Here is a 17893-nt window from a genome sequence, read left to right on the forward strand (position 1 = left end):
AAATTCTCACTGCGGGGCATCGAAAAGGTGCATACGGAATTCGGAATTGTGGCATTGGCCCACAATCTACTGAAAGTGGCCGGCATCCGCGAGCTACTTTCAGTATTGAATAAGAAAAATACAAGAACAGGTGGCGAAAAACGATTCGTTTTTCGCCACCTGTTCTTATTTTAGGGACTTATTGGACAGCCTCTTTTAAAATAGCAGTAGAGTTTAAATATATTCTTTGCTTAACAAAGAGTAGAATGTACTGTAGAATAGGAATATAGATGTAATAGGTACAAATTTATGCCAATCAAAGATGGGTAAATTCCTTGCGTAGGATGAGATGTGAATATGGAAAAACACTTCACGGGTTATCATGGAACAGTAAAATCCAATGTTGCTTCAATTAAAAGCAATGGATTTAGGGTTGAGAAATATTCCTTTATAACTTCTGAGCTTCAAAAAGTTCCAGGGGATCTTGGTGCAGGAGTCTATGCTTACAAAGATTCCATAGAAAATGCCAAAAAATTTGCAGAGAAATTTAGTGATGATATTTCGGTTTTGAAATTGGAAATTGTGGTTGATGAGGACCGCTTTATGGATATGGATGAGGAATCTAATTCATCCCTGATTTTAGAGGTTTATAATGATAACAAAGTTTTCAACCAATTAAAGGAAAGGTATATGCGAACCAATAAAAGTGCAAAAAGCAGAGAATGTTTAGATGGCCTAGTTCTTGAGCATATTATACACAAATATCGAATACCAGTGGACTTGGTGAAAAAAGAAACATACACCAGATTTAAGGATTTACCACCTATTTCTCACTATTTTAATGGCACTGAATTATGTATCAAAAATAAGAAAATCATTAAAAAGGTTAGTGAAGAGAGTATTTCAAATACTTGTAGGAGTGGTGAAAATGGGAATTAACTTAAGGGATTATGTAAAAGATGTAAACGATTTGTTCACTTTGGAAGAAGCTGAACGATTGTTTATTGCTGCGGGTTATAAGGTAAAGGATACTGCGATTGAGGGATTCGAGAATATCGAAATAACAGATGAAATTCTTCATTCAAATCAACATAATTCGGAGCAACATTCTAATATCAAACTAAATCAAAACTTTGAAATTCGGGTGAAACAGAGAACTGTCGACAGGTTTAACTTAAAAGATATAGAAATTCAAGGTTTTGATCAAGTATTTAGATATACATCTGCTCCTATGGGAGGAGTCGCGTGAACGTGATAAGTAACTTGAAGATACTTAGCATACGAGCAGAAGAATCAAATTTTCAATGGAATGCTAACTATTCAAAAACAGAAGAACATAATCATGATTTGACTTTCAGTGTCAATGTCTTGGTAAATGCGGAAGATGATCATCGAGGTATTATCAGGCTCGGTTGCAATGTGAATACTGAAAACGAGGTAGACTCCCCTTTTACAATGGGAATCGTCATGATGGGTGAATTTCAAACAACCGACAAACCGTTTCCGGAGTATATTATTAATTCAATAAGCCTTCTGTTTCCTTACTTACGAACATATATTAGTACGGTTACCTCTATGTCTGGGGTAGAACCATTAATCATACCCGCTATAAATATTTATGACTTACTTGAGCAGAATAATTCAGAGCAACCAAAAGAAAATTGAGCCATTTGTATTTCTCATCAATGTTTCAGCCTACACGTTTTAAGTGTAGGTCTTTTTAATAGCAAAATTGTAAACAACCAACACCACAAATTCAGAAGGTGATCAAATGAGCACTAGAATTATTTTAGGAAAAAGTGGAAGAACAATTTTTACATTTAAATGTAAGCAGCCTAAAAAGAGTAAATACGGTCAAGTGGATATAATGATTGACGCTGGAAATAAACTTTATTTTGAACATGTAGTGGCTGGAGATTTTTTCAGACATTATGTGGGTGCAGACGTTCAGATTAACTCTATTAGTTGGCATGGATTTTATGAAAGTATATCTAAAACCCTTTTAAACACGCCAGTGATAAACGTGAAAAGCGGGAAATCAAAAATAGATCAATTATGGCATTTGGGTACTATCAATCAAGACGAGCCTTATGCTGTTCCCATATGCAGTTTATATGTTCCGGATATTATGAACTTAGAAAACACTGAAATAAGTTCTTACAATCTAACAGGAAAAATTAAGTATGAAATAATAGACTTGGATGATTTCGGAGAATGTAGAGCAGATATTTTTGTCACCCCTAAAAATATATCAGCCCAACAAGTATTGGATTCTACTTTAGGAATTGTTTACAAGGTAATGGATGTAGGTACTATTAATGATGAGGAAGGAAAACTGAGTTTTTTAGAAGAGAGTAAGCGGGACGAGGAATGTAAATTATATTCCTTTGAAGATGAAAACGGACATTGGATAATATTAAGGATTGTTGGTAGACAGTTCGAAACGGAATTTGCAGAGAAACTGAATAATACGTTTTCGCTTCTCCTCCATGATCCCAACCATATTTATAACAGAATTGCAGATCGCTTAATAATGGTTGTAGATCCGGATACAGAAGTTGAAACAATTGAGGGTGAATACGTAATGATAGAACCAGTAAATGTTTTGTCCGCACCCCAGCTATTGCGTTCAGTGTACGAAAAAGAGTTACAGACATAATCATTTCTTCCTTGTACTTACCAAGGAATCTTTTTTCTTTATTTATCTGGTGTCTCTATCGGCAATCAAATCTATTAGTATATTAAAATTTAAGAAGACTACTTAAGTGCGATTAACGCTTCGCAACAAAAAGTTACATTTGGTACAGCTGTAGATGCAAAAACAGCAAAGGACTACAAAAATTACGAAATTAAAGTGAATAATCCACCTGTAGATGTAGCAAATAATGTTGCTACTAAAGATGGATCCTGACATTTTTATTTTTTCAAATTGGTTTAGGTGAACGGTCGGGTAAGGCTTGGAAAGTATCCATACTACATGGAAGCAGCAACATTGGGCCAAGCCTTCAATCGTTGAAGAATTTAGACCTGAGCGGACAACCTTAACTTTTTCAACGACTTCATTACTTCCACCTACTGTAGTAAGCTTCTTGTCAAGTAAGTTGAAGGAAAGCTTCAAAGAATTGACCTCCGATGAAGTTTTAATAATGGCTACGGCAGTGCAGGAAGGTTCTGTATCAAATTGTACGGATGCAAGAATTAACAGATATGCATGCCCAAGATATATCTAAATTCATCACAAAACTAATTAATAAAAAATTGTTAGTGCCTAAAGGATATGGAAGAGGAATGACATATATATTATCTGACCTTTTTAATGGAAAAGATGAATTTTTCAGCCTATTTGAACGTTTTGGCAACCAGGCTATTCACAAAGAAGAACGCAATAATGACGAAGAACTGACGTCTAATCACGAAGAAGTCAACAGAGATAGCAAAGAGAAGCATATGCTGCTATATGGCATTGCTGAAAAAGTGAGAACACATCAACGACTTGGCAGTAATGAAATGAAACAGATTATAGTGGAATTGTGCAAGGATTGTTATTTAACTTCACGAGAGATTACTGAAACTACGAATAGAAATATGGTTAGTATATCAAGGTATTTGTGCGAGTTAGTAAAAGAGGGGAAATTGGAGCTGAAATATCCAGGTAGTTTAAACAGCAAATATCAGGTGTATAAAACATATAAATAAACTATATGAAGCTGTCGCAAAAAGTGAACTTACTTTCTGGACAGCTTCAAAATCACTGACATTGCATTAAAACACATTAATCCTTAAAAGTTACCTAAATCTTTGAAAATGTTACGTTTGCAAAAGAAAAAGTCCTTTATAAAATAAGCACCGAATGAAACAAAACATCAGAAGAAAGCCAACACAATTGCCGGCTTTCTTCTCTTTCACCATAACTTACTCATCTCACCTCTCCAACCACTCGACCCGCACTCCCAGCCAAATACTCCACAATCTCTTCCTTCGACATCTCATCAATTCCTAAATCCAAGAGTGTTAGTCCGCGCTTGCGTAGATCCTCTTTCATTGCAATCGAGGCCAAGTCAACCAGCAAGTTGCTGCATGCCATATCGACACCTAATTTCTCTCCAAGACTCACCATTGGAATCAAGCCATAAGGAATATCTTCATAAATATAACGGTATCGTAAAGTGGTTGGTGCTTTTCCTGTCCTGTAGGCAGGGTTGCTTTGAATCGCATCATATAAGTTTGCCTCCTTCACATCATAAAAGCGATTCAGCAAATCCAAACAGGTGGATAAGTTAATCTTTAGTTTCTTTCCGATTTCCAGCCGTTCCCGTTCTAATTGTTCCATAACATTTACAACGGAAGGCGTAGCGCCGTCGGGATAGAAGTAAAAATCCCCTTCCGATTCAATTCGTCCCGCATTCATAAGTGTAATCGGGACATGAAAAATCGGGTTACAGTTATTCATCGTTGTAATGAGCACATTCGATGCGATTTTCAACTGCGGATAAATGTCCTTCAGTATATCTTTAACAATTGGAGAGTCGCTTGCCGGTAATGATGCAAACTCCAATGAATCTTTTATTTTACGAATTCGTACATGTCCGGGGTGAATTGATCTGCACGTGTAAATTAAAGACTCTGTTTCTGCTACGTAGACATTTTTTTGTATCCCCAACTGTTTGAATGTTTTTCTAAATTCCAGCGCACCCCAGTAGCCTGGTAAAATCATAATGAGTTGGCCATCTTTCAAGTAAGGGGCAATCGACTTTGCTACACTTTTATGAGCCGGGCCTGTCGTTGTAACCATTATGACATCCGTTTCCTTTAGTGCATCGGCTACATCTGTCGTTGCTTTAATCGGTACACTTCCTTCTATAACCCCTTCAACGGTAATATGTCCCCTGTCGTTAATTTGTTGGATCAAATTCTCTTGAATGTCATATAGCACAACTTGTTGTTTCATTATTTTCAAATGGGCTGCCATGCTTTGCCCACCATTGCCAGCTCCGATGATTGTAAACTTCATGAATCCTTCTCCTCCCCTATGCTACGATCGTTTCCTTTTTTGTTTTCGTAATCAGCTGATAACTTGCCGAGATGAGCACTAGGACAACTCCAATAGCGTCACTCGCTATTCCTGGGACGATTAACAATAATGCAGAAGTTAAGAGCAAGCCTCGTATGACAACATTTGCTTTCATCCTTAAAAACCAACCTTCAACGGCTGATGCCAAGGCCACCGCGCCAAGCAATGCGCTTATGGTAGCTAAAATGATTTCACCCGTCGAACCAATAAGCAAGATAGCTGGCCCATAGACAAATACGAACGGAATGATAAATGCAACGATCCCGATTCGAACAGCTGTCATTGCCACTTGCATCGGTTTAGCGTCCGCAATACCTGCTGCAGCAAATGCAGCCAATGCAACTGGTGGAGTAAATGCGGATAAACATGCAAAGTAAAACACAAACATATGAGCCGCCAACATTGGTACCCCCATTTGAACAAGGGCTGGCGCCACGACTGCAGCCGTTATCAAATAGGCAGCTGTTGTCGGTAAGCCCATTCCTAAAATAACCGTCGCACACATTGTTAAAATCAATGCAAGCGCCAAACTTCCACCGGAAAATGAGATGATGACAGAAGCAAATTTCAAGCCGGCTCCAGTTAAGTTCAAAACACCAATGATCAAGCCCGCGGTAGCACAAGCCGCAATCATTCCAAGTGCAGATTTAGCACCGTCCGCCAAGCAAACAATAAATTTTTTCAAGTTCAATCTTGTCTGCTTTTTAAAAGAGGATACGATAATTGTCGAAGCGATCGCCCATATCGCCGCTTTAATAGGGCTTGCTTTCAATACAGTCATTACAAAAATCAGCACCAATAGCGGGATGAATAAATGACCTTCATTTTTCATAACTTCTTTGAGATTAGGCAGCGTTGATTTGGGCATCCCTTTTAACCCTAACTTCGCTGCTTGCAAATCGATCATTACGAATACTGTAATGAAATACAAAAGTGCCGGGATGACAGATGCAGCAACAATGTTTAAATAGGGTACACCGACCAGTTGAGCCATAATAAATGCAGCCGATCCTAAAATGGGCGGCATGATCTGTCCTCCCGTAGAGGCAACAGCTTCTACAGCCCCCGCATAGCGTGAAGGATACCCAATCTTTTTCATCAATGGAATTGTAAAAACACCTGTTGAGACAACATTAGCAACTGAATTTCCCGAAACCGATCCAAATAAGGAACTGGAAAGGACCGCGGCTTTTGCGGGTCCTCCCCTCCTTGCTCCAGTCGCGCCAATTGCAAAGTTGATAAAAAATTGACTTCCACCCGTTCCGCCCAAGAAGGAGCCGAATAAGATGAATAGGAACACAAAGCTTGCCGATGCACCGATTGGAACGCTAAATATTGCGTCTAAGCTGTTTAGATAGCTTAAAATGCGATCCCAATCGTATCCCCGATGACCCATGAAACCTGGAACAAACTCCCCTAAATTGGCGTAGAGAATAAAGAGCAATGCTAAAATCGGTAGCACTAAGCCAGTAGTTCTACGTGTAACTTCCAAAACAACACCGATCAAAATCACACTCACAACTAAATCCATTTGTGTAGGAGCAACCCCTACTCTATATACAAGCTCGTCCATCTCAATGATGAGATAACCACTTGCAAACGTCACAGCAGCAATTAGTATCCAGTCGATCACTGTTATTCCTTGATTGATCTTCGACTTCCGCATTGGATAGTTCATCAAGATCAAGACCGCGCCAAGCCCTAAGTGAATCGTGTAAAGAACCCACGGAGTAACCGGGCTGAACCCTAAAACGTAAATATGGAATAGCGACATGAATACAGCTATCGAAGTGAAGAGAGTGAGCTGCACGCCAGTCAACGTTCGATTTTTCTTATTTTCCACCACATCTGTTTTTGGTGTTTCCACTTGATTCGCCATTCTCCCTTTCCCCCTTTCTACTTGGACTCAGGCGGTATTAGTTCATCTGGAATCTCAATTCCTACTTCGCGATAATATTTCAAGGCTCCCGGATGCAATGGAACCGTTGAATATTTAATGTTCTCCGCAATTGTATCTTTCGCTGTAGGATCCACGGATTGCAGTTCTTTGTTTTTTTCAAAAGTCGCTTTCACTAAGTCATAGACGAGGTCTTCGGATAAATCGGATGAAGCAATCGCTAAATTCCAAAAAGCTACTAATTTTGTATCTTCATCCTGATGTTTATAGGTTCCTTTCGGGATCACCATTTCATTCCAATACGGATACTTTTCCAACAACGTTTCCATATCTTTATTTGATAGCCCGATATGCTGGACTTCATGGGATGTCTCAAGATCCATCATAAATGGACCCGGAACTCCAGTGACTGCAAAGCCTGCGTCAATTGTTCCATCTCGTAAACCATCAACAGAGGTACTTGTTGGCAATCCACTAATTTTTTTCGGTTTAATATCCAGTGCATCCAAAAGTGCGGTTCCAGCTTCAGCGCTAGTACTTCCCGGTGCTCCAGTACTGACATGCTTTCCATTAAAATCATGGATGCTTTCAATGCCTTTTCCTTTTAACGCATACATATGCATGACACTCGGATACATAGCAAACAAACTTCGGATTTTGTCATGCTTCTGATTCGTCCATCCAACTCCGTTGTACCCTTCCCCACCTAACCAAGCTGTCACGAAGCCGATTTCCATATCTCCACTTTGAATCAACTGCATATTCGAGTTAGGACCCCCGGTAACTTCGACTGCTATATCTACATCTGTAATCGACTTTGCCATAATATCGGCCCATCCCCCACCCCACACATAGTAGGTTCCCCCCTGGCTGGAAGTTCCTAATAGCAACTTATGACTATCCGATCCATTTGTACCGGCATCTCCTTCCCCACTAACATCCGAACATGCCGAAAGAATAAAAATAATCAAACACCCAAACAAAATCACCTTAATGTATTTATTGAGCAACATGTTAATTTCCCCTCCATTATCCTTATACCAATGCCTCGTCCAGCTCTGCTTTGGAGCGCATAATTGCCGCTTTCAATTGATCGTAAAACCGTTCATCTTTCTTTAACTTTATTTCTAATTTACCTATCTGTTTTTTCACTTCTTCTGGAGCAGGTCCGCCCTTCGAATTTTTCGACTTAACGTTCAAGATCGGATTTAAAGCGCTTTCGATTTTATCCGTACGTAAAGCTATCTTTTGACCAAGGACATTGTACGCAATCTCTTCTATCAATTCGGAGCTCAATTCAGTAAGCGGAATGCGATGTTCCAGCATATAGTTGACTACATTTCCTACAATATGATGGGCTTGCCGAAAAGAAATTTTCTCTTCCCTCACAATGACATTTGCCAACTCAGTTACCGTTGTGAAATTCAGAACAGCTCTTTCAAGCATAAGAGCTTCATTAAAAGATAATGTTTGAACAGTTTCATTGAGTAGATTTAGAGAAGCTTCAACTTCCTTGAACGCCTCCCATAAGTACGTCGCACTTTCCGATAAATCCCTACAATGGCCATATGAAATATTACTCAAACAACCCGTTGCGGATACATATGCCCCTAAAACATGCGATGATTTCGCTTTCATATGTTCAAACGTAATCGGGTTCTTTTTTTGAGGCATAATACTGCTGCTCGCGGCTACCGAGTCCCCCACCGCGACCGTTCCAAATTCATCCGTTGACCAAATGTAAAGATCTTGAGCAATTCGATTCGTATGATTCATGAGGATATTCATAGCCGACAGTGATTCTAATAAATAGTCACGCGACGCAATCCCATCCAATGAGTTATCGAGCACCCCGCAAAAGCCAAGTTGTTTGGCAGTTGTCTCTCGATTGATCGGAAAAGTCGTACCTGCCATTGCCCCAGATCCAAGTGGCGAACAATTTGTCATCTGAAAAGCGTTGACGAGTCTATGGGAATCTCTTTCGAACGCTTGTCCTAATGCCGAAAAGTAATGTCCCAATGTTATTGGTTCTGCTGGCTGCATATGTGTATACCCCGATATGACAGTTGATGTATTTTCTTTCGCGACTTGAAGAATGACATGCCTTGTTTGGAGGACCAATTCCATAATTATCAAGAGTGAATCCCTCGTATTCATTCGTAGCACGGTTGTATATAAATCATTTCGACTTCTGCCAGTATGCAGCTGACCACCCGCTTCAGCCCCAACCTTCTCGATCAACCTTTTTTCAATATTGAAATACAAGTCTTCCAACTTTGGATCAATATATAATGCACGTTTCCCTTCTGCTACTATTTCATCTAAGCCCTTTTTGATCTTCTCCCCAGTTTCCTCCTCCACAATCCCTTCTGCCAAAAGCATTGATAAATGAGCCTGATTGACATTCATCATATTCGAAAAGGATCTCTCCCTCTCAGCTAAAATGGACGGTTCAAATAAATACTCAATAACCTTCTCAGATAAATCCGACTTAAGTCTTTCCCTCAATTCATTCCACTCCTTTTGCTTTAATACTTTAGTGAATTCAATTTCATTTCTTATAAACACCAGCTCACATTTCTGAATAATTTAAATACTGATATCATCATATATCGTAAATAACTATAAAGTCAATATATTTATAGTTATTTACGATTAAAGTTTCAAAATAATCAACCAACCATATGAAAAGAGCCTATATAATGAAAGAAGGTGATCACTTATGAATGTAGGAAATCGAATACGGAATTTAAGAGAAATGCAACAATTGAGCGTGACCCAATTGGCCAAGGAAGCTTACATATCACAACCTTACTTAAGCGATATTGAAAGAGGCCGTCATCTCCCCTCCTTGGACAAACTTAAAACAATATGTGACGCCCTTAACATCACCCTTGGAGAATTTTTTGGAGACCAAATGGACCTAACCCCTGATTTATTACGCTTAGTTGAAAACGCTAGAAAGCTTTCCGAATATGAACGAGAAAAACTAAATGACTTTATCGAAGCTTTGGCTGAAAGAGATTTAGGGGACAATTAAAAGAAAATAAAACAAGCCTCCCTCCACGGTTTTTTCGTGGGAGGGAAGCTTGTTATTGACGTAACTGTTTGACTTCATAATGATTAATTTTTAATCGCAAGCTGGAAACAGTTGTTCTATAGCAATTCGAGCTGTTGATGCAAAAGAACTCTACTGGCAAACGGTTACTGTCCCTTTATAGTTTGACTGGCAAAATACAAATTCCGAAGATCCATTTCTTCAAAATTTTTGCACGTTCCTATTCCATTTATTTATATAGTATTAGCTAACTATGACATCTATCCTATCACAAAGGATATTCATATATGATTTTCTAAAGAAATGTGATCAAATTTTTTTATTAGGCTAATTATTTCTATTTATTATCTGCTGTAACATTTCTATATCAATGTCTTCACTTATCGAATATAATACTGGAATATAAGGATTCATGTTATTCACATTTTCAAACCCTGCCTCTGACAGTAGATCCGTTGTAAGGCTTTCAAATTTCCTGTCTTTGAGTAATTCTTTTACTTTATTACACATAATTTCTTTATGTAAATTTCTTATTTTCAGATCATTGATCAGTTCAAGAATTCCAGTAATGATACTGTATTTTGAGTAATTATTAACTTCCAACATGACTCCCTGTATTATCAACGAAAAACCTATAATATAAATTGAAAACAATACAATTGAAAACACTACTTTTTCAATTTGAGTTGCATCTATTATTAGTGGAAAGACAACAGGAAAAATAAAAATTATCCACGCCAATCCAGGTTTTAACAATGACATAAATGTTCTTTTGTTCATTTCTTTTTCTCTATGGAAATTTAGAAAATCCTCAATAATATTTCTGTCCTTTTCGATCCTCAAATCAAAATTAAGATTTTCAATAACCTTATTTATATACTCTTCCCTTTTTTTATTTCCAAGATAATGAACGTCATTAAACTTTTTCTTCAATAGGTGATTAATCCTAAGTCCTATACCAGCACTGAGTATAAGATAAATTGCAGTAAAAACAATTGTAAGGATAGTAAAAAAAAAAACACTAGAAAGTATAGCCATAATTCCTAAAAAAGCTGCTAAGATCATTAAGATATTTATCGATCTATCCAACTTTTTAATTCTATTAATCCAGCCAATCACTCCATCAACACTTCTATATATCTTTATAAACTCATTTACATTTATATTCCTCAATTAGCCATTTTATCCTTCCATATGTTATTGTGAACCAAGTACACCATCTTTTTCCATACTCCTGCTTTACTATTATATGAGTTTTTTTAACATTTTCTCGTGTAATATGTTTCGTGGAACCTACTCAGATATATTCCCAACTATACTATCTTTTCTAATAGCTCTTGAAAGTATACGGCTGTCCCCCTTTTTCCAATATTACTTCCAATCTTCATAGAAATCATAATAAATAAAGCACAAAGCAAAACAAAATAAATAAGGGATGCAGCTAAGCCCTGTCCAAGCATGTTTTCTACAAGTAAGAAATATGCAGCTGAAATTGCCACCACAAAAGCAGTAAGCATAGCAACACTCTTCGACATATCGTTTACTTCCTGCAACACCTTCATCCTTGCAATAGCAGTAGTTCTAGTAACTGTATCAATCTTTCTTAAACTATCCAAGTTGTTCATATACTTATGTGGATTTTTTGATCTCACTTCTATAAATTCTTTCCTAATAAATTTAATCAAGTTTTCATCTGATTCGTTAAATATGTTATCTTTAATATCTTTTACCTTCACTTCTTTCCTCCTCACAAACAGCCATTCAGTAATTAAACATTTCCAACCTATTCTATGAATTTATGGACTATTTATCTTAAGTTCATAATGAAACAAAATATTTTGCGACATTTTCAATCGAAAGACTCATTTGCGTTTATTATTTAACTTTAAAAATAATACTAAAATAGTGCACAGTCATTCTTATTCCTAACCTTTCATAAAGTCGCAACCACAAGCACAGCAGTTGCATATGAGCCACTTGCAAATTGGACATATAGGATGTGTGCTGGAAAATAAATAAGTTTTACATCTGTAGCAATGTGTTTCCCGAAAAGGATCTTGCTTAAATAAAAATGATAGAAACCCTCTATTTTGCTTTCGATGAAGGCGGAGCGCCTCTTCCTTCGCCATTCTGTAACGCTTATCTCTTTCCGCGCGCTCTTGCTCCATACGCATTTTATTTTCTCGAGCACGTTCTTCGTTTAATCTCCTTCTTTTCTCGAACTCTATCTGTTGCAGTCTCTCAGCCTCTTCAGCCGCATATAACGCCTTTAATTCTATCTTTTCCTTCGCCAATCTATCTGCTTCCCGAATGGCATTAAGTTGCTTTCTTATTTCAGATAGAATGACCGTCTCCCTATTTAACGGATCAAAATACAAGAAACGTTTTCCTTGTTCCGTTTGACAGAAAGAAAAAATCGGCCCACTATGCTTCTCAAATAGATCCTCCATTTCACGAATTGGAAAACCTTTTCTCTGACCGAAGTAAGCGTGTATGCCACGAGGAGATTTAATTATTTTTAGTAACTTCAGCTCTGGCAATTTACTTTCATAATGCCGCTTAATCAGTTCTTCACTTGTATCTTTTTCAATCATTAGGAATCACCCTTGTTCGTCACTCTTTCATGAGGTTTTTCGTTTGTCTATAATTCATCTACAGAAATATAGAATTCACTTGTTCACATTTCAGGTCAGATTTAAAAATGGGATATTGAAGTTTCATCTATTCTCGTTAACTAATAACAGGCTTGAGCACTTACTCAATTGACTGTCAAACGACCTTCCGCCTGCAATCTTCTTTCCTCATTTAACATTTTATATAATTCAGCTTCTTCCGCTGTCCAATAATCTTCTACGTTTATAGCTCTATACATAAATAAAGCAAAATGGGCTCGTGTAAGTTCATTATTTTCCCTAAACGTACCGTCCTCATATCCAGTGGTGATATGATTTACATACAGTACGTCAGCATAAACACTATATGTATTGGAGACATCTTTAAATGTTTTTTGCAGTTGGTGGGCAATTAGATCAAAGGCGTATACTAAAGCTTTAGCCATCCCTCCCCGGGTTAATGCTTCATTTGGATTAAAGTTACCATTTTTATCAAGCTCCATAATACCTGCATTTAACACAGCTTTTATGTCGAGATAACTTGGACTTTTAATTGAGACGTCTTTCGGCTCAATTAATTCTTTCCCTTCGCCTATTTTATGAAGATAAGAAAGTGTTTTTGTTACATCCACCGCTCGATTAATCAAAGTTGCTGCTTGCTTTCGTGTAATCGTCTCATTCGGTCTAAATGTACCATCTTCGTAGCCAGAAATAACATTTTGTTCAACCATAGTATGAATAATATCATAATACGGATGGCTACTGGATACATCTTTAAACATCTTGTTGTAAGAATGTGCAGATTCCGCTGCCCCTGCAGAAGGAGAAATAACTATTGCGGGCGTGGCTAATATGAAAGCTGATAGTGATAGAAGTAGCTTATTTGGTTTCATGCTTAAGACCCCCCTAATTCCATTGAGTCCATTATACTATATTCAATATATGCACGATACTATATTCATTCATAATACCTACACTATGCTTCTATTAACATCATTTCTATACGTTTGTTTTGGATTTAGTTGCCCATACTATAAACAAACTCTAATAGATTGGAGACTTGTAGAATGAAAGAACAGAATAAACCTTTAGAATTGGATGAAGCCTTAGCCATTTTTGATAGCTGGGCTTCATTAAGAGGATTAAGCGAGGAAACTATACGAGGATATAAGATTGATAGTAGACAATTTGCCAAATATATTTCCCAAACTGTAACAACCCCTATATATATTAATGACATATCAGACCAACATATCGAGGAGTTCATGCATTTCTTAGTCGGTGAGAAAAAATGCTCCCCTGCTACTGTTAATCGAAAGTTAAACACGTTAAAAATGTTTTTTAGATGTATGAAAAGAAAAAAGTTAATATTGGAAGATCCCGTAGAGGAAACTGAGCGGATGAAAGTAGTCGAGAAAGAAATGAATTACCTTACGCACCAAGAACTTCGCAAGATACTAAATTCAATTGATCATCCTACCCTATATTATTTTGCATTAACTATGGCCTATACAGGCATAAGAGTAAGTGAATGCAAAAAATTAAAACTTGAAGATATCGACTTTCAAGAGCATTCATTAAAAGTTATTAACGGAAAAGGAGGGAAACACCGAACAATTCCGTTACACCTTACCCTTTCTGATGAATTAGTGAGTTATCTTCAATACCATCGCCCGACCACAAATTCACCATATTTCTTTGCCCTTAAACGTTCTGGTACTGTTAGCACACAATACTTGAACCAAATACTGCGTAATGCCTCCCAAAAAGCCGGCATTCGAAAACATATTACGAGCCATACACTGAGGCATTCTTTTGCAAGCTATTTAGCAAAGCAAAATACAAACATCGTTATTATACAAAAACTGTTAGGGCACACCAGCCTAAAAACAACTTCAATTTATTTGCATGTACAGCAAGATGAGTTAAAAGAAGCAGTTGGGCAAATAAAGTATTAAGTTACAATGTTAAAGGCTGTTAACGCTACAACTGTTGAAGTAACATTCAAAGATGCAGTTGAAAACATCAACTCTTTGAACTTCACAATCGAAGGTTTGACTGTTTCTAACGCAGCAGTGAAACAAACTGACAACAAAACAGTTGTATTGACAACTGCAGTTCAAGAAGGCGGAAAAGAATATACTGTATCTCTTAACAGCAAAGAAATCGGTAAATTCAAAGGCGTTTCAGCTGTAGTGCCTTCTAAGATTGATATCACAACTCAATCTGTACAAGGAAAAACAGGTCAGCAAGCGATCATTTCTGCTGATGTAGGTGTAAAACAAGAAGGTATTCCTGTAACGTTCAACGTAAAAGCTGATACAAATAATACACTTAACAAAGACCAAGTATTTGAAGCAGTAACAAATGCAGATGGTATTGCAACATTCTCTTATACACAATATGCTGCAGGTACTGACCAAGTAACGGCTTATCCAACTGGTGCTCCAACAGTACGTAGCCATGCATTCGTATTCTGGGGTGTTGATAACATCCTGACAATCTCACCTGCTGACAAAGCAAGCGAAGATAAAGGAAACACTCTGAACAATGGTGAAGATAAAACTTATAAATTGACTTATCTTGACCCTAAAACTGGTAAACCAGTTGCAAACCAACGCTTCTTCGTAACTTTTGAAGAAAACATTAACGTAAACATTGACAAAACATCTAAAGCTACAGTTAATGGTGAAAACCCACGTCAATTGTTGAGCAACGAAAATCCAGTTGTTGCACCTGTAACTACAGACAGCAAAGGTGAAGCAGTATTCACAGTTTCTGGTTCTAACACCGCTGTAACTCCAGTTGTTTTCATCGACAACGAAGATAGAGACTATGTAAAGGCTACTACTTACGAGCCAAGCAAACTTCAAGCAAAAGCTGAAAAAGTAACATTCTCAGCACTGCAACAAGTTTACACAATCGATGTGACTCGTGAGGGTGGAGAAGAAGCAGCTACAGGATATAAAAATGGTCGTGAGTACAAAGTCGTTGTAAAAAATAAAGATGGTAAAGTTGCTGCGAACGAGTTAGTTAACATTGCATTCAATGAAGATCTTGATCGCAACCTTCACACAAATACATCTGCTCTATTCGTTAAAGACGAAGACGACAATGGTAACCCAATCGTTACAACACGCAACGATAACCAAATCACTGTTAAAACAAACTCTAAAGGTGAAGCTACTTTCACTATCGTGAGCACTGATAACAAAGACTATGCTACTCCAATTGCTTGGATTGATATTAACTCTTCTAACGCTAAAGAAGGTAAGTTTGACGAAGGCGAACCATACAAAATCGCTCCAATCACTTACTTTGCAGAACCGAAACTTACAAAAGGTACAGTAACTGCATACGATGAAACAGGCAAGGTTCCACGTACTAATAAACCTGAGTTTGATGGTAGAGATACTGCTGTCTTTAAATTTACAGCAGCTAACCAAAGCGGCAAGACAATGGAACTTACGGAAGACTATGAAAATATCGCAGCAACATTTACAGTATTCAACAATGGAGAAAACGACATTGTCGTTACTGTAGACGGTGATAAAACAGTTGTTTCTTCAAACCGCAGCTTTACAACAAAAACAATTAAAAACGCAGAACCAACTATTACTATTGAGACAGGTGATGGGAAAACAACATCTGACCTTTCTGGATCAGTAAAAGTAGTTGCAAATGGTACTGCAAATCCAGTATCAGGTAAAAACTTGCGTCCAATTAACCTTGGAAGTGACACTGTTGAAGCGAAGTTTGTTTCTTCAAAATCTGTAGGTAAGCTTCATACAGGAATTGTTGATACAATCAATACTGATAAGAGAACTCTTACATTTGTTGGTAAGAGCGCTGTATCATACAAAGATGCTTCATTCTACAATACAAATGGTGTAGGTCTTACTTTAGCAGAATTCGAAACGCTAATTAAAGCGAATGAGAAGAAAGCCAAAGTTACTTACAAAGTTATTGACGATAAAGTCATCTTCGAAATCGTTTCTTTAACAGGAACAGAATCATCTTTAGTTGATATGGTAAATGCAGCAACTACTAAAGAAGCTTTGAGAAAAGCTCTTGAAACTTCCGCTGTATTTAATAGCCTAACAGCTGATGGGAAAAATGATGTTGTCGATGCAATCTTTTTAGAGCTACAAGCAGGTAATACTTTCACACCAGCTTCTTTGGCAAAAGCAATTGACGTAGAAGTACGTGTAGACGCTAAATACACAGCTGGTTCTGAAGGCAAAGTTGGAGAGAAAGCAACAGGTTCATTTGTAGATGGAGACAATAAGTTAGAAGTTGAAACTGCTACAGGTGCAACAGCTTATAATGATGTGACAATTAAATTTGTTAAAAACACAGTAGAAAGTACTGACGTGAAAACTGAATATAAAGACAAAGTATTGACAGTCTTCCTTCCAGTTTCTATTGATGAAGTCACTAATGAAGCAACACTTACTGATGCAGCAACTTTTGAAAATGTTGTAGATGCGATTGAAGCTTTCAATAAAGGCGCACTATCAGTAACATTAACAGGATTTGCTGCTGATGATTCAGCTGAAGTTTTACTTGGTAAATCTATTGAATTGAAAGGTGCTACTGCAACTGTTGATCCAGTAGATGCTACTCTAGTATTAACATTCTCTGATGCTCTTACAACAATTGATTTTGGTGACTTGACATTTAAGGGTGGTTCTTCAGTTACAGCTATACAATCTGAAGCAACTGTTTCTGCTGATAAGAAAACAGTTACTATCAAAGTCAAAGGCACTGACAAAGTAATTGTTGGAGACACTATTACTGGTCTTGGATCTTACGCTGTTGATGGGAAAGAGATCGTACTTCCTATTACTATAAAGTAATTAGTGGTTTTCGTAAAACACTTCAAAGTGAATCGACTTTCCGATACGGTTCCGAATACTTTCACAAGAATGGCTCTGTGGAGAATAACTTCACAGAGCCATCTTTTATACTCTTAAAGTATAATAACCCCCGTAATTTATATTTGTTATCCGAACCTCTATTTTCGGTTCTATAATATTTGTTGGAGTATTCATACAAATTTAACAAAAAAAGCACGTTGCCACCATTTCTTTTATACTTGAATTGTCGAGAAACAAGTAAACGAAAGGTGACACGTGCACATGAATTCTATCATGAATATTCCGGGATTAAAAGGTGTAAACATTGAAAAGATAGAGGAGGTTGGGGAGCGGACCGCACTTTACGTTTCGCTTCCGAGGCAGCCTCACAAATGCCCTAAGTGTGGGGCAATGACA

General features: G+C 37.4%; 16 protein-coding genes. 8 read left to right on the forward strand and 8 right to left on the reverse strand.

Features of this window, described 5'->3' with window-relative positions; translation table 11 throughout:
• The first annotated feature begins 336 nt into the window (after positions 1-336).
• The 5 genes from WFH04_RS16650 to WFH04_RS16670 all read left to right on the forward strand — a co-directional run bounded on the left by WFH04_RS16650 (position 337) and on the right by WFH04_RS16670 (position 3675).
• On the forward strand, positions 337-918 hold the full coding sequence (locus WFH04_RS16650) for a hypothetical protein (RefSeq protein WP_336825185.1): 582 nt from the start codon (positions 337-339) through the stop codon (positions 916-918).
• Positions 908-1228: a hypothetical protein gene (locus WFH04_RS16655; protein ID WP_336825186.1), complete on the forward strand. Its 321-nt coding sequence runs from the start codon at positions 908-910 to the stop codon at positions 1226-1228. The genes WFH04_RS16650 and WFH04_RS16655 overlap by 11 nt, the downstream gene beginning before the upstream one ends.
• Positions 1225-1644: a protein-export chaperone SecB gene (locus tag WFH04_RS16660; RefSeq protein ID WP_336825187.1), complete on the forward strand. Its 420-nt coding sequence runs from the start codon at positions 1225-1227 to the stop codon at positions 1642-1644. Before WFH04_RS16655 ends, WFH04_RS16660 begins: the two co-directional genes overlap by 4 nt.
• A 106-nt stretch (positions 1645-1750) precedes the next feature.
• On the forward strand, positions 1751-2638 hold the full coding sequence (locus WFH04_RS16665; RefSeq protein WP_336825189.1) for a hypothetical protein: 888 nt from the start codon (positions 1751-1753) through the stop codon (positions 2636-2638).
• Positions 2639-3168: 530 nt separating this feature from the next.
• Positions 3169-3675, forward strand: coding sequence for a hypothetical protein (locus WFH04_RS16670; RefSeq protein WP_336825190.1), 507 nt, complete (start codon positions 3169-3171; stop codon positions 3673-3675).
• A 220-nt stretch (positions 3676-3895) separates the two neighbouring features.
• On the opposite strand, the gene WFH04_RS16675 is transcribed toward WFH04_RS16670, so the two are convergent.
• The 4 genes from WFH04_RS16675 to argH are packed head-to-tail and all read right to left on the reverse strand — an operon-like array spanning position 3896 to position 9455.
• Positions 3896-4990, reverse strand: coding sequence for an NAD/NADP octopine/nopaline dehydrogenase family protein (locus tag WFH04_RS16675; protein WP_336825192.1), 1095 nt, complete (start codon positions 4988-4990; stop codon positions 3896-3898).
• A 16-nt stretch (positions 4991-5006) separates the two neighbouring features.
• Positions 5007-6929: a TRAP transporter permease gene (locus tag WFH04_RS16680; RefSeq protein WP_336825194.1), complete on the reverse strand. Its 1923-nt coding sequence runs from the start codon at positions 6927-6929 to the stop codon at positions 5007-5009.
• 17 nt (positions 6930-6946) lie between these two features.
• Complete coding sequence (locus WFH04_RS16685; RefSeq protein WP_336825196.1) at positions 6947-7960, reverse strand: TAXI family TRAP transporter solute-binding subunit; 1014 nt, start codon at positions 7958-7960, stop codon at positions 6947-6949.
• A gap of 22 nt (positions 7961-7982) precedes the next feature.
• Complete coding sequence (gene argH / locus WFH04_RS16690) at positions 7983-9455, reverse strand: argininosuccinate lyase (protein ID WP_336825198.1); 1473 nt, start codon at positions 9453-9455, stop codon at positions 7983-7985.
• Between the two features lie 214 nt (positions 9456-9669).
• On the opposite strand from argH, the gene WFH04_RS16695 reads away from it, so the two are divergent.
• On the forward strand, positions 9670-9987 hold the full coding sequence (locus WFH04_RS16695; protein WP_336825200.1) for a helix-turn-helix domain-containing protein: 318 nt from the start codon (positions 9670-9672) through the stop codon (positions 9985-9987).
• A gap of 345 nt (positions 9988-10332) precedes the next feature.
• Here the strand turns inward: WFH04_RS16695 and WFH04_RS16700 are convergent, their stop codons facing one another.
• The 4 genes from WFH04_RS16700 to WFH04_RS16715 form a co-directional block, all read right to left on the reverse strand.
• Positions 10333-11178, reverse strand: coding sequence for a hypothetical protein (locus tag WFH04_RS16700; RefSeq protein ID WP_336825202.1), 846 nt, complete (start codon positions 11176-11178; stop codon positions 10333-10335).
• Between the two features lie 140 nt (positions 11179-11318).
• Complete coding sequence (locus tag WFH04_RS16705) at positions 11319-11741, reverse strand: hypothetical protein (RefSeq protein WP_336825204.1); 423 nt, start codon at positions 11739-11741, stop codon at positions 11319-11321.
• A 189-nt stretch (positions 11742-11930) separates the two neighbouring features.
• Complete coding sequence (locus WFH04_RS16710; protein WP_336825206.1) at positions 11931-12599, reverse strand: hypothetical protein; 669 nt, start codon at positions 12597-12599, stop codon at positions 11931-11933.
• Between the two features lie 164 nt (positions 12600-12763).
• On the reverse strand, positions 12764-13510 hold the full coding sequence (locus tag WFH04_RS16715; RefSeq protein WP_336825208.1) for an S-layer homology domain-containing protein: 747 nt from the start codon (positions 13508-13510) through the stop codon (positions 12764-12766).
• A gap of 174 nt (positions 13511-13684) precedes the next feature.
• Between WFH04_RS16715 and WFH04_RS16720 the strand changes: the two genes are divergently transcribed.
• On the forward strand, positions 13685-14575 hold the full coding sequence (locus WFH04_RS16720) for a tyrosine-type recombinase/integrase (protein WP_336825210.1): 891 nt from the start codon (positions 13685-13687) through the stop codon (positions 14573-14575).
• 6 nt (positions 14576-14581) lie between these two features.
• On the forward strand, positions 14582-17476 hold the full coding sequence (locus WFH04_RS16725) for a hypothetical protein (RefSeq protein WP_336825212.1): 2895 nt from the start codon (positions 14582-14584) through the stop codon (positions 17474-17476).
• Positions 17477-17893 lie beyond the last annotated feature (417 nt).

Origin of the sequence: Sporosarcina sp. USHLN248, assembly GCF_037144575.1 — a bacterium.
Lineage (GTDB): Bacteria > Bacillota > Bacilli > Bacillales_A > Planococcaceae > Sporosarcina > Sporosarcina contaminans.